Raw genomic sequence first — 14395 nt, 5'->3', positions numbered from 1 at the left:
CTTTTTTAAGTTCTTCAAGATCCATAAATATTTCGGCAATATTCTACTTGTTTTTACGCACTTTTCTAATTATATATTTAATTAAGTCGAATAGTGCAGCTCCTACAAAGCCATAAATTATGCCTGGATAATTATTGTTAATTGATATTATAAAATCTTTCATATAAACCCTCCTACTCTTTATATAGTAAGTTAGTTTCTGATTGATTTAAAGCAGAACCCAAAGTGAAAAGAACTAATGTTCTCCTTAGAAAGGAGGTGATCCAGCCGCACCTTCCGATACGGCTACCTTGTTACGACTTCACCCCAGTCATTGACCCTACCTTCGACTGCTGCCTCCAAATGGTTAGCTCACAGGCTTCGGGTATTGCCTACTCCCATGGTGTGACGGGCGGTGTGTACAAGACCCGGGAACGCATTCACCGCAGCATTCTGATCTGCGATTACTAGCAACTCCGGCTTCATGATCTCGAGTTGCAGAGATCAATCCGAACTGGGATCGGTTTTTTGAGGTTTGCTTGATATCGCTATTTAGCTTCTCTTTGTACCGACCATTGTAGCACGTGTGTAGCCCAGGACATAAAGGGCATGATGATTTGACGTCATCCCCACCTTCCTCCGATTTGTCATCGGCAGTCCATCTAGAGTCCTCAGCACTACCTGTTAGTAACTAAATGTAAGGGTTGCGCTCGTTGCGGGACTTAACCCAACATCTCACGACACGAGCTGACGACAACCATGCACCACCTGTATCCAAGGTAGATAAATCTAGGGTTTTTATCTCTAAAAACTTTCCTTGGTATGTCAAGTCCTGGTAAGGTTCTTCGCGTAGCCTCGAATTAAACCACATGCTCCGCTGCTTGTGCGGGTCCCCGTCAATTCCTTTGAGTTTCATACTTGCGTACGTACTCCCCAGGCGGAGTGCTTAATGTGTTAACGTACGGCACCTACTCATTAAAAGCAGACACCTAGCACTCATCGTTTACGGCGTGGACTACCAGGGTATCTAATCCTGTTTGCTCCCCACGCTTTCGTGCCTCAGCGTCAGTTCAAGTCCAGAAAGTCGCCTTCGCCACCGGTATTCCTCCTAATATCTACGCATTCCACCGCTACACTAGGAATTCCACTTTCCTCTCCTTGACTCAAGCATATCAGTTTCAGATGCAATCTATGGGTTGAGCCCTTAGTTTTCACATCTGACTTAATTTGCCGCCTACGCACTCTTTACGCCCAATAATTCCGGACAACGCTCGCCCCTTACGTATTACCGCGGCTGCTGGCACGTAATTAGCCGGGGCTTTCTTCTATGGTACCGTCATTATCTTCCCATAGGACAGAGCTTTACGACTCGAAAGCCTTCATCGCTCACGCGGCGTCGCTGCATCAGGGTTTCCCCCATTGTGCAATATTCCCCACTGCTGCCTCCCGTAGGAGTTTGGACCGTTTCTCAGTTCCAATGTGGCCGGTCATCCTCTTAGATCGGCTACCCATCGCTATCTTGGTGGGCCGTTACCCTCACCAACTAATTAATGGGACGCGAGCTCATCTTACACCGAAATTCTTTAATCACTTCTTCATGCGAAAATGTGATATCATATGGTATTAATCCCGGTTTCCCGAGGCTATCCCTTTGTGTAAGGCAGATTGCTCACGCGTTACTCACCCGTCCGCCACTAATCCAGAGATTCTTCACTCCGAAGAGATCGGATTCTCTTTCATCGTTCGACTTGCATGTGTTAAGCACGCCGCCAGCGTTCGTCCTGAGCCAGGATCAAACTCTCGATTAAATGGTTATTTAATCCCAAGTTATCCTTGGCTCTTAAATTCGAAATTATTTATCAATAAAAATTGATTGGTTTAAATCGTTCTTTTCACTTTTATTCAGTTTTGCTTGTCATATGGTTTTTCCAGATGACTTATCCATTCTACCATTTAAAATCTTATTTGTCAAGGGTTTTTTTAAAAAATTTTAAATTTTTTTAATTTTCTTTTTACACTTGTATATTGCTTATGTACTCACTACTACCCATAGTGTATATATATAATAGAAGAGAAATTAAAAACTTGCTCATCATATGCCGCGCGATTGATATACACCGAGCGCTTATATACTGCCGCGCGTTTAAGTAATTGATTTTGCTAAACATGTGACGAGCGTTTGACATATGGCGGGCGTTTGACATACACCGCGCGATAGACATACAAAAATGGATATAGAAGTGAATCTATATCCATTTAGATTTAAAATGCGCAAGCATTTTGAAGCGCAAGAAAATTTATGTGAATAAATTTTCTTTTTTTACATATTTATTTTACTATATTTTCTACCAATTATCTACCATGGCATCTATATACATTTTAAGCTCTGGTGCGCCAAGGTCTTTGCCGTCGTAGACTAATTCCCCTTCTTCGATTAGAAGGATTCTTGCTTTTAGATATTTCGCTATAGTGATGTTGTGTGTAACAAAGAGTATGGTTTTTTTGTCTTCTTTATTGATTTTATCGATATGCTTTAGTATTTCTTTTTGTGATATATTATCTAGTGCGCTTGTTCCTTCGTCTAAAAGTATTATCTCTGTGTTTGCGCTTAGTGCTCTTATTATCTGCACTCTTTGTGCTTGTCCTAGGGAGAGCTCTTTTGCTTTTTTATTAAGGACTTCTTTGTCTAGGCTGAATTTTTCTAATAAATGATTTATATCAACGCTGCTGTGAAAGTGTTTTTTTACTTCTTCTAACTGTTTTCCTATGCTCATCGTTGGATCTAGTGACTCTTGTGGATTTTGAAAAACTATCTGTGCTTTACTGTCTAGCTTTATTGTGCCTTGATACTTGAGTATTCCCAGCAAAGCGTTTAGTAATGTTGTTTTGCCTGAGCCTGATTTTCCAAGTATTACAATCATTTCACCTTTGTCTACGCTAAATGAAATACCTTTTAGTATGTCTTTGTTAAATTTTACTTTTAAATTATCTACTTTTATCATAGCTGTGCCTCTAGTAGTTTTATTGTGTTTTCATTTTGTGGCCTTTCTAGTATTTCTTCTGTTTTTCCTTCTTCTGCTAATTCTCCATGATTTATTACATATATATAGTCAACCATCTTACTTACTAGTTTTAAATCGTGTGAGATGAATATATAATCTGTGTCTATAGATTTAATAATTTGTGCTATCTGGTACTGGCTTATGCTGTCTAGTGCTGTTGTTGCCTCGTCCATGATTATAAGTTTGGGGTTTAGTAATAGTGAGATGGCAATTAGTATTCTTTGCAGCTGTCCTCCCGAAAGTTTTCTAGGATATTTATTTAGTATTTCTTCTGTATTTTCTAAGCCAAAATTTTTTATCAGTTTTTCAAATTTTTCCATATTTACTTTTTCTTTGTGTATTTTGTACAGCTCTTGTACTTGCTTGTATATTTTAATCTCTGGATCTAGTGCTGTGTGTGGATCTTGTGGCACGTATCCTATGTCTTTTCCGCGTATTTTGGCTATATCTTTTTCTTTCATTTTAACTAGGTCCTCTCCCATAAAGTCTATACTTCCTTGTGTTATGAACTTTTCTGGCACTAGTTTAAGTATGGACTTTGTTATCATGGACTTGCCGCTTCCTGAGCTACCTATGATGCCTACTTTGCCTTTTAGCTTCATGTTTATATTTTTTAGTATATATTTGTCTTTGTATATTAGATTTAAATTATTTATCCTGATCATTATTATGCCTCTTTATTACGTTTGCTGTCAAATGTATTGAAAGTACTGTTAATACTACTAAGATAGCTGCAAATGTCCACATCCACCACTTTGTTTCGATTGTTGTAAGGCTCATGGTTGTCGACAATATATTGCCCCAGCTTGGGTTTGGATACTCTACTCCTACTCCTAAAAATGAAAGTGTTGCCTCCATGAGTATGGCTGTTGCTGAGCTGATTGTAAAGCTTTCAAGTATTGTTTCTAATATGTTTGGCACTATGTGTTTAATTATTATCGAAATATCTGAAAAGCCTGAGATTTGATAATATTTAATAAAGTCTTTGTTTTTGATCTGTAGTACTCTTGAGCGTATGATTTTGGCGCTTGATGCCCAAGAAAAGAATATGATTATAAATATTAAATTTTTGATTGATGGTCCCATAAACGCAGCAAAGGACATTGCTAATATATAGAATGGAAATGAAAGGAAGCTGTCTATGAGTCTTAGTATGATTGCATTTACTTTTCCTCCGTAGTATGCTGATGCTACTCCTAAGATGCTTGAAATTAGTATCTGTATCGATGTTGCAACTAAGCCTACAAAAAGACTTATCCTTCCTCCATATATAACTCTTGCAAAAACATCTCTGCCAAGATCGTCTGTACCGAAGTAGTGGATTTCGCTTGGTTTTTTCGCTATGCTAGCAAGGTCTGTATAGTTTGGATCAAATTTTACAAAGATTGGTCCAATCAATATCATTAGTATGATCAATAAAAGTATTGTTATTGGGATGTATTTTAATTTTTTACTCATAATGTTTTCTCTTATATAAATATTGCATTAGTTCTGCTAGAAAGTTTGATATAACTACAAGGCTTACTCCAATGACTAAGATGCCCATAATGACTGGGTAGTCTCTCATTGTAACTGCGTCATAATTAAGCTTGCCAATACCAGGTATTACAAACATGGTCTCTGTAATAACTGCTCCTGCAAAAAGTGTTGGCAGCTGCATCAAAACTATGGTCATAAATGAGATGAGTACGTTTAAAAATGCGTGTTTTTTAAGTGCATAGTAAAGTGTTGTGCCTTTTGTTTGCGTATAAAAAATGTAGTTTTTATCTTTTTCTTTTATTATAAATTCTCTTAAGTACCTAATAAGTGACGATGACTGTATATAGGTAAAGGTCATGATTGGCATGATGAAGCTTTTGTAGTCTTTTGACCCTGATATCGGAAGAAGCTTCCATTCGAAGCCTAAAAACTTTATAAATATGATGGCGATTATAAAGGTAGGTATACATATACCGATGGTGGTCAGTATGTTAAGAATTTTATCTATTAAGCTTCCCTCTTTATATGCTGTGTAAATACCCAAGACTACTGATAAAACTACTGAAAGTATCATTGAGGGAACTGTTATCTTTAATGTATTTGGTAATTTCTCCTTAATTATGTCTATGACTGGCTTTTTATATTGTATGCTGTAGCCCATGTCAAATTTTGCCATTTGCCCAAGCCACTTTACATACTTTATATGAATCGGGTCGTAGTAGCCTTTGTCTCTAAGATAGCGTTCTATGTCTGCCTTTTTCATACCCGGCTTCATTGAATTATAATAAGGATTGCCTGGCTGTTTTTGAACAAGAATAAAAACTATGAGGCTAATTAAAAAAACTGTGCTCAGCATTATTAATATTCTTGTTAATAAAAATTTCTTCATTATCTACTCCTAAAAGAAGAACTTCAAGCTGGGCTTGAAGTTCTAAGTCACTTATTAATTTAAGTCCCAATTTGCTACGTTATAAAAATCGCAGAATGTGTTTGGTTCGTAATTCTTTAAATTTGTGTTGTATGCGTTGATTATATCTGGCGCATATAAAGGAAGCCATGGTACGTTTTCATTAAGAATCTTACCCCAATTGTGATAAATTTCGATTCTTTCGTTGTTATCCTTTGCTTTTAAGCCTTCGTCTATAAGCTTGTCAGACTCAGCATTTTCAAATCCCACAAAGTTCCAGTCTGAGTTTGAATACCAGTTTGGCTTTGGATCTGGATCTAAACCTAGAGTGTTAGCCATTAGATATGTGTCGTAGTCACGGTTTTTAACAACTTTTTCCATAACTTGAGGAAATTCCATTTGTTCGATACTAATTTCTATACCTATATCTTTAAGTTGTGATTGAATTATAGGTCCTGTCTTTTCTCTGTTTTTGTTACCTAGTGGAACTACTAATGAGAATGATAATCTTTGACCATCTTTTTCATAAATACCATCTGAGCCAAGAGTATACCCAGCTTCTTCGATTAAAGCCTTTGCCTTGTCAACGTCTCTTTCATAATTTGTAAGGCCTTCTTGTGGGTACGATGGTAGTGATGGAACCATAGGTGCGTTGATAACTACACCGTGTCCGTCTAATAAATTTTCAACAATACCTTTTCTGTCAACGCCATAAGCAATTGCTTGTCTAATCTTAACATCGGAAAGCATTGGGTTTTTATTGTTCATACCCATGTATTGAATATTTGGTGTTGGGTAGTGAACTGTCTTTATACCAGCTTCTTCAAGCTTTTTGAAATCATCCTTATCAAATGAAGATATCTCAGCTACGTCAACTGCTCCATTTAATATCTCAGCGATAGCTGTATCTGGGTTTAAAACTACAAACTCAAAAGCTGGCATTTTTGGAGTGCCTTCAAAGTAATCATCGAATCTGTCAAGCTTTACATATTCACCTGCTTTAAACTCTTTAACCATGAAAGGACCTGTTCCTATAGGGTTATTAAGCATATCAGTTTGCTTTTCCCAATCTTTCACTTCAACTTTTTCCCAAATATGCTTTGGAATTATAGCTGCTGTACCAATATTATTAAGAGCTGGTGCATAAATTTGATCAAATTCTATGTCAATCTTATTGCCATCAAGCTTAATACCTTCGATATCGTCAGCCTTTCCTTCGTGAAAGTCCTTAGCGCCCTTGATAGACTCTACTAGTGAATAAAGTTCACCAGTGTAGTCCTTGTGAGCCATAGATTCAAGAGTAAATTTAACATCATCAGCAGTAAATGCTTCACCGTCTTGCCATTTAACGTCATCTCTTAGCTCAAAACTTAATTTTAAACCGTCTTTGCTTAATTCATAAGATTTAGCAAGAGCAGGCTCTAAATCATGTTTGTTATTTAAAGATAAAAGACCGTTGTAAACAACACTGTTAACATATCCGTCTTGTTGAACATCTTGTAGAAGCGGCATAAATATACCACTTGGAGTGTTCCAGATAGCATATCTAATTTCACTTCTTACTTCTGCTTTTTCTTCCTTTGATTCAGACTCAGTTTGAGGAGCCTCATTAGCTTTATTTTCAGCTTCCTTGTTGTCTGTTTTGTTACATGCACTTACAAAAACAAGTAATAATACCATAAGTAGTGCAATAAAACTTTTTCTTTTCATATTTTCACCTCGTAATACTTTTTACATATATATTTTATCATAAATATTTCGAAATTCAAATTAATTTTTCTATAAATTGCAACAATAAGTTAGCCACCCAGACATCATATAGACTAAATGTATAGTATAGCTTAAAAGTATTTATTTTTATTAAACTAGATACTTTTAAGCTGTTTTATTTCCTTTATGAACTCTTCTTTTGCAGTTTTGTAATTAAAGATTTTTCTTGGCAAATTATTCATCCACTCGTTTATTCTGTATATTTTTTCTTTTGATACTTCTTCTATTGATGTGCCTTTTTGTATAAATCTTCGTATTAATTTATGTTGACATTCACTAGTTCCTCTTTCCCATGATGTATATGGATGACAAAAATATATATCTACATATTCTGCTAATTCTGATAAGCTTGAAAATTCTGAACCATTATCTGATGTTATACTTTTAAATATTTCTTTGTTTAACTGCGCATTATCTTTTAAGAATTTAAGTCCAATGTCTACTGCATCGGGTGTTTTTCCATGTATTTTTATCAGCTTTTCATATCTTGTTTTTCTTTCTACTAATGTAAGTAGTACTGGATCTGTCTTTTTCTTTTTACCTATAACTGTATCTATTTCCCAGTGGCCGAATTCTTCTCTTGTTTGTATTTTATCTGGTCTTTCTTCTATGGATATGCCAAGCTTTTTCTTGTTTTGTCTTGTTCTTCTTGTGCTATTTTTGTTTTTTCTCTTTACTTTTTCTAGTAGATCTATATTTTTTGTTTTCATTAGTGACTTATTTATCCAGTTGTAGAGGCTTTTTGTTGATGGTATTTCTGATGATGGAAAGAGTCTATTTGCTTTTGCGTATCCAACACATACATCTGGAGACCATTTATCTTTTAACATTTTATTGTCTGCCCATTTAAGAAATTCGACTATATCTATATATTTTGGTCTTCTTCCGCAAGAAGATCTATTGTTTATATATACCTCATAATTAGTTAAGGCAAAGTATTTTTCATCGTAGTAAGTATATGTTTTGTTATTACTTTTTATTATTCTCTTTTGCTTTACTGTGCCTTTCTTTATTGCGTTGTTTATTGTCTGCGGGGCTCTATTTAGCCTTCTTGCTATCTCTCTGTTGCTATGTCCATCTATTTTCCATGCCTGTATTAATGACATTTCATGTAGTGATAGATGTGAATTTTTCTTGCGTTCTGTAAATTCTATGGTATAATTTATATGAGTCATGTGTACCTCCGTATAGTTGTTTTTTTGTTTGTTACTAATACTATACCATATGTACACATGATTTTTTTATTTGGTGGCTAAGTTAATTATACAATCTTCCAAATTAATTTTTCTTATAGTTGATGGCTTTTTATAAAAAATAATCAATACATGGCTCTTTTCTTATAAAAATCTTACATTTTATATAATTTATTATAAATATTATAAGCAATTGACATAGAAAATGGATATAGAAGTGAATCTATATCCATTGTTTTTTTAGATTTAAAATGCGCAAGCATTTTGAAGCGCAAGAAAATTTAAGTGAATAAATTTTCTTATTCTTCTGCCATTTCTCTCGCGTGGTATGAACTTCTAACGAACGGTCCAGCACTTATCTTCTTTATCCCTATTTTCAAAGCATATTCTTCATACTCCTTAAACTCATCTGGGTGGACATATCTCTTGACTTCGTAATGCTTCAAACTTGGTCTCAAATACTGTCCTATTGTAATATAATCGCAGCCTGCTTCATAAAGCTCTTTGATCAAGGCCAAAACTTCTTCTTTTGTCTCGCCTAGTCCTACCATAAATCCCGACTTTGTCTTAAGTCCCTTCTCTTTGGCGTACTTAATGACTTCGATAGAGTCCTTGAAGCTTCCTTCTTTACGCACTTCTGGGAAGAGTCTCTCTATGGTCTCGATATTGTGGTTTAGTATATCTGGCTTTTCGTCCATAACTATGTCAAGTAAATCCTTTTTCGCGTGCATATCTGGGATTAGTACTTCGACTGTTGTCTCTGGATTTAGCTTTCTCACCCATCTGATTACGTCTCTAAACTGTGTGGCTCCCTCGTCAGCAAGGTCGTCTCTTGTAACTGAGGTAATAACTGCGTGCTTAAGCCCAAGTATCTTGACCGCTTCTGCCAAATTCTCTGGCTCATGCGGGTCGACCTCTTCTGGCCTCTTCGTAGTGACGTTACAGTACCTGCAATTGCGGGTACAATTCTCCCCAAGTATCATGAATGTCGCTGTTCTCGACTTGTAGCACTCCATCTTGTTCGGGCAGTTTGCCTCTTTACAAACGGTGTTGAGCTTCAAATCCTTTAGCATGTGCTCGATCTCATCGTTGTTCTTGTTCCCTGTAACCTTTATTCTTAGCCAATCTGGCTTTTTAATATAGTTTTTCTCTTGCATTTAATCACCTGATTTCGTTTTTAAAATATTTTCTGCAAGTTCATCTTTCGTGATGCCCTCGATGTATTCACTCATATCAATACCCGAGAGCGCCCTAATTAAATCATCTTTTTCAAGTTTTACGCCCTTGAATAGTCCTTCCAAGTCCTCTTTTGCTTTTTCTCCGAAGTAGTCGCCGTCTATGCGGATGTCTTCAATCACATTGTCATGGCTCTTCAAGTAAATATCCATCACGCACGCGTCGCTCATAAATGAGTGCACTTTATCGAATTTGCCGTAGCGGCCGTAGGTCCACTCGTCGTTTGCGTATTTATTTTTCCTTATCTCTTCTATTTTTTCAAGCTCGTCTGCCGTTAAAATATATTCTTCATCTATATGATAATAGTTTTTGATATAGTCTTTAAGCTCTTCTATAAACGCAAGTATATCCATATTCATCATGGACTTAAGGCTTGTGATGCGGCTCTTTACGCTCGTAAGTGACTTCTTCGCAAGCTTTAATTTGGCTGGCGTAAGCAATCTTCCTATGTCGATGGGGCTGTCCTGATAAATGATGCTTCCGTGGTGTATCATGAGCTCTCTGTCCTTGTACTGAGCGTTGCCGGAGATTTTTCTGCCATCCACGATGATGTCGTTTCTGCCGGTAAACTCTGCTTTAACGCCTTTGCCATTAAGATAGCGAACGACTGGCTCCGTAAACTTTCTTAAGGAATTTTCTTCCTTCTTCGTGATTATTGTGTACTGAACGATGTTTGCGTCGGTGTAGATGCAGCCGCCGCCTGATGGCCTTCTTACAAGCTTTGCGCCGACTTCGTTCATGTAATCTATATTGATCTCCTTATAAGGATTTTGGTTTCTGCCTAAAAGTACTGTGTTTTCGTTTTGCCAAATCATGAAGAGCTCTCTCTTCACATTTTTGATCAGGTACTCTTCGAGAGCGTGATTATACGCGCCATCTCGGGATTTGTTGTCTACAAATATCAATAAAAGTCCTCCCTTTTCGCATGCTTTTTGATCTCTTTAATCGCTTTTTTCTCTATACGCGAAACGCTCATCTGCGATAGACCCATCTCTTTCGCTATCTCTAGCTGTGTTTTTTGCTCGAAGAATCTCTTTCTCACTATTTCCTTTTCGGTGTTTGAAAGGTTTTTCATCCAGCTATCGAGCTGCTCTCTATCTTCAAAGTCCTTAAAGCTTTGGTCGTCATCACCTATGATGTCAGCGAGTGCGGTCTTCTTATCATCAGTTCCTATCTCAAAGTCTATTGACTGAGGCGTATAAACTTTGCCCGCGTCCATCGCAAGCAAAACCTCGTCCGTCTCGATGCCTAGGTACTCCGCTATCTCCTTAACTGTGGGCACTTCGCCATTGACCATGCTTAAGTGGTGGTAGGCGTCTTTGACCTTCTTCGTGTTCTCTTGAACGCGGCGCGGCACCTTGATTGTCCAGCCTTTGTCTCTGAAGTAACGCTTGATCTCGCCCAAGATAGTAGGCGTAGCAAAGCTAGAGAACTTAAACCCGCGCTCTGGCTCGTATCTTTCAACTGCCAGTATCAGGCCCAGTGACGCTATCTGAAAGATGTCGTCGTAATCGATGCCCTTGCCGACGAATTTCTTCGCAAGTATCTCGGCAATGTAGAGGTTCCTCTCGATTAGCTCATCTCTAAGCGCTTGGTCGCCAGTTTTTCTGTACTCTTCAAAAAGCTTTTGTACGTCGTCCTTCTTCTTCGCCTTTGTCATGGTCTCTTCCTTATGATTTCAATCCTATCGTCTTGAACGAGCATTGCTTCGGAAAGTGCATTGATGATGTCTAGGTTCATCTCGAAGTCATCGCCCTCGGGATATTTATCTAGGTAGATGGTGATGATCATCGACTTTTCTTTGAATTTGATATCCATTTTGACTCTGTCTTTGTTAATGGCATGAGCCACCAAAGCCATCTCTCCAACGGCGACTTTTGTGTCTTCTATATCGTCAAACTTGTAATTTTCCTCTGCCATGACCTTGCTGACCATGAGTCTGAAGATTGAAAGGTAATTCTCCTTATTTTCAATATCAAGTGTAAATATCATTCGTCGTCTCCTAGGTTAAATAATTTATCTAAATCAGTAATTTTGAAGACTTTCTTGATGTTCTTCTTTAAATTTTTTACTGTGATCTCTTTTTCTTCGTCTCTTGTCAATTTTAGTAGACTTATAAAGCTACCAAGGCCTGTAGAGTCAATGTATTCAAGACGCGAGCAATCTACGACTAGGTCCTTATCAAGCTCTTCGTAGATGTCGGCTAGCTTTTCTTTGAATTTTTTGTTATTGTAAATGTCGAGGTCCCCTATCAGCTCGATAAGGTAGTGATCCCCTTGGTCGATTAAGTTTAAATCAAACATATGGCCCTCCTATATTTATTCTTCAACTGAGGAGACAAACTTTGATGCGCTGGCAACTTTATCGTCGGCTTGCTTCATAAGTATAACTCCTTGTGTGTTTCTTCCTAATTCATTTATACTGTCACTGTCTATTCTGATTATAACGCCTTTAAGTGAGATGATCATGATCTCATCTTCCTCTTCTACAGCTTTTGCAACGACTATCGGTCCTGTCTTTTCTGTGACTTTGTAGCAAATCATGCCCTTGCCGTTTCTTGCTTGTACCTTAAATTCATCAAAGGCTGTCTTCTTGCCATAACCATGCTCAGTGATCATCAAAAGGCTTGTCTTCTTGTCAGCGACTTCGATTGAGACTATGCAGTCGTCCTTATTTAGCTTCATCGCAATAACGCCCATCGCTGTCCTTGACATGGCTCTAGTAGTTTTTTCGTCGAAGATCAGTATCTTACCCATCTTAGTAACGCAGGCAATCTTCTCGTCTCCGGCAGTTCTTCTGACGCCTATAACCTTGTCGTCGTCCTTAAGATTTATCGCCTTAAGGCCTCTCTTCTTGATGTTTTTAAACTCGTCAAGGCTAGTTCTCTTGTATATACCTTGCTCTGTAAGCATTGATAAATAGCCACCTTCTTCATCTCTCTTTATTGGGATGATGGCTGAGATCTTCTCGTCTTTTTCAAGCTGAACTAGGTTTACTATGGCAAGTCCCCTCGCTTGACGCGAACTTTCTGGTATTTCGTAGGCTTTGATGGCGTAGACCCTGCCCTTGTCTGTGAAGAATAGTAAATCGTCGTGAGTCGATACTACGTAGATGTCCTCAACGAAGTCCTCGTCACGTCTTTGCATGCCTTGAACGCCCTTGCCGCCTCTCTTTTGCATCTTGTATGCGCCTTCTGGCATACGTTTGATGTAACCAAAGTGTGTTAGAGTGATTACAACGTCTTCGTCCTCTATCATGTCTATGGTATCGATCTCGCCTGGGTCTGGCATGATTCTTGTTCTTCTTAAGTCTTGGTACTTGTCTCTGATCTCTATAAGCTCATCTTTGATTATGCCATAGATCAGTCTTTCTGAGCCAAGTATTTCCTTATATTGATTTATTAATTTTATCAGTTCAAGGTATTCTTCTTCAAGCTTGTCTCTTTCAAGTCCTGTTAATCTCTTAAGTCTCATCTCCAAGATGGCACTTGCTTGAATTTCACTTAGCTTAAATCTAGTCATCAGCTCATTAGCAGCAGCCTTGTCGTCTTTTGAGCCTCTGATTACCTTGATTATCTCATCGATATGGTCAAGTGCAATACGAAGTCCTTCGACTATATGCGCTCTAGCCTCTGCTTTTGCAAGATCATAACGTGTTCTTCTAGTTATTATCTCATATTGATGCATAATGTAGTATTCAATTAACTCTTTTAGCGTAAGTACCTTTGGCTCGCCATTTACAAGGGCTAGGTTGATTATACCAAAAGTGTTTTGCATTTGAGTTTGCTTATATAAATTGTTTAGGACAATGTTGGCGCTTTGATCACGCTTTATGTCTATAACTACTCTTAAGCCATCTCTATCGGACTCGTCTCTGATGTCTGATATGCCTTCAATCTTCTTATCTCTAACGAGTTCGGCTATCTTTTGTATAAGTTTTGCCTTATTTACTTGGTATGGCAGCTCTCTGATAACTATCTTTTCTCTGCCCTTTTTCTCTTCTATTTCACATAGTGCTCTTTGTACGATGCGGCCCCTGCCTGTGCTGTAGGCTTCTTTGATGCCGTCTTTACCCATAATCAAGGCGCCTGTAGGAAAGTCTGGTCCCTTGATGTACTTCATAAGTCCTTCGACATCTATGTCCTTGTCATCGATGTAGGCAACGCAAGCGTCGATAACTTCCTTTAGATTGTGTGGCGCCATGTTTGTCGCCATACCAACTGCGATACCTGCTGAACCATTAACAAGTAAATTCGGGAAACGTGATGGAAGCACAACTGGCTCCTTCGTTGTCTCGTCGAAGTTTAGCATGTAATCTACTGTGTCTTTGTTAATGTCACGAAGCATCTCCATGGCGATCTTTGTCATCTTTACTTCAGTGTAACGCATCGCAGCAGCGCCATCGCCATCGACGCTTCCGAAGTTACCGTGGCCATCAACTAGTAAATATCTTGTGTTAAAGTCTTGCGCAAGTCTAACCATAGCGTCGTAAACGGCCGAGTCACCGTGTGGGTGGTACTTACCAAGCACGTCGCCGACTACTCTGGCGGACTTTCTGTACTGACCTTGCGGTGTGATGCCTAGTTCGTTCATCGAGTAAAGTATCCTTCTGTGAACCGGTTTTAGTCCGTCTCTTACGTCAGGAAGCGCTCTTGAAACGATAACGCTCATAGCGTAGCTCAAGTAGCTATTCTTCATCTCGTGCTCGACATTGACATCCTTAAATTGTTTATCTTTTAAAATTACTTCATCTGTCATCTTATTACCTCA

12 protein-coding genes and 1 rRNA gene are annotated in these 14395 nt (G+C 38.1%); all 13 read right to left on the bottom strand.

Features of this window, described 5'->3' with window-relative positions; genetic code table 11:
- Positions 1-251: 251 nt before the first annotated feature.
- Positions 252-1787, bottom strand: a 16S ribosomal RNA gene (locus BN3004_RS02265).
- 537 nt (positions 1788-2324) lie between these two features.
- Positions 2325-2981 carry an ATP-binding cassette domain-containing protein gene (locus tag BN3004_RS02260; protein ID WP_058259650.1) on the bottom strand — a complete coding sequence of 219 codons (657 nt, stop codon included), beginning with the start codon at positions 2979-2981 and terminating at the stop codon, positions 2325-2327.
- Positions 2978-3706 carry an ATP-binding cassette domain-containing protein gene (locus BN3004_RS02255; RefSeq protein ID WP_058259649.1) on the bottom strand — a complete coding sequence of 243 codons (729 nt, stop codon included), beginning with the start codon at positions 3704-3706 and terminating at the stop codon, positions 2978-2980. Before BN3004_RS02255 ends, BN3004_RS02260 begins: the two co-directional genes overlap by 4 nt.
- Positions 3690-4499, bottom strand: coding sequence for an ABC transporter permease (locus BN3004_RS02250; protein ID WP_058259648.1), 810 nt, complete (start codon positions 4497-4499; stop codon positions 3690-3692). Before BN3004_RS02250 ends, BN3004_RS02255 begins: the two co-directional genes overlap by 17 nt.
- Positions 4492-5409 (bottom strand): ABC transporter permease, encoded by a 918-nt coding sequence (locus tag BN3004_RS02245; RefSeq protein ID WP_058259647.1) that lies wholly within the window; start codon positions 5407-5409, stop codon positions 4492-4494. Before BN3004_RS02245 ends, BN3004_RS02250 begins: the two co-directional genes overlap by 8 nt.
- A 54-nt stretch (positions 5410-5463) precedes the next feature.
- Positions 5464-7137: an ABC transporter substrate-binding protein gene (locus tag BN3004_RS02240; RefSeq protein WP_058259646.1), complete on the bottom strand. Its 1674-nt coding sequence runs from the start codon at positions 7135-7137 to the stop codon at positions 5464-5466.
- Positions 7138-7292: 155 nt separating this feature from the next.
- Positions 7293-8372 (bottom strand): IS30 family transposase, encoded by a 1080-nt coding sequence (locus BN3004_RS02235; protein WP_058259272.1) that lies wholly within the window; start codon positions 8370-8372, stop codon positions 7293-7295.
- Positions 8373-8689: 317 nt separating this feature from the next.
- Positions 8690-9547: a lipoyl synthase gene (lipA, locus tag BN3004_RS02230; protein WP_058259645.1), complete on the bottom strand. Its 858-nt coding sequence runs from the start codon at positions 9545-9547 to the stop codon at positions 8690-8692.
- A complete protein-coding gene (gene lplA / locus BN3004_RS02225) occupies positions 9548-10531 on the bottom strand; it encodes a lipoate--protein ligase (RefSeq protein WP_058259644.1) in 984 nt (327 codons plus the stop codon). It lies immediately after the preceding gene.
- A complete protein-coding gene (locus BN3004_RS02220) occupies positions 10528-11286 on the bottom strand; it encodes a SigB/SigF/SigG family RNA polymerase sigma factor (protein WP_058259643.1) in 759 nt (252 codons plus the stop codon). Before BN3004_RS02220 ends, lplA begins: the two co-directional genes overlap by 4 nt.
- Complete coding sequence (locus tag BN3004_RS02215; RefSeq protein WP_058259642.1) at positions 11283-11618, bottom strand: ATP-binding protein; 336 nt, start codon at positions 11616-11618, stop codon at positions 11283-11285. The genes BN3004_RS02220 and BN3004_RS02215 overlap by 4 nt, the downstream gene beginning before the upstream one ends.
- On the bottom strand, positions 11615-11929 hold the full coding sequence (locus BN3004_RS02210; protein ID WP_058259641.1) for an STAS domain-containing protein: 315 nt from the start codon (positions 11927-11929) through the stop codon (positions 11615-11617). The genes BN3004_RS02215 and BN3004_RS02210 overlap by 4 nt, the downstream gene beginning before the upstream one ends.
- 15 nt (positions 11930-11944) lie before the next feature.
- Positions 11945-14383, bottom strand: a complete 2439-nt coding sequence (gyrA, locus tag BN3004_RS02205; RefSeq protein ID WP_058259640.1) for a DNA gyrase subunit A — start codon at positions 14381-14383, stop codon at positions 11945-11947.
- Positions 14384-14395: the final 12 nt, after the last annotated feature.

Source organism: Fenollaria timonensis, from assembly GCF_001457835.1.
GTDB classification, from domain to species: domain Bacteria; phylum Bacillota; class Clostridia; order Tissierellales; family Peptoniphilaceae; genus Fenollaria; species Fenollaria timonensis.
Note: the sequence above shows the minus strand (reverse complement) of the source record. Positions and strands in the feature narration are given on the sequence as shown.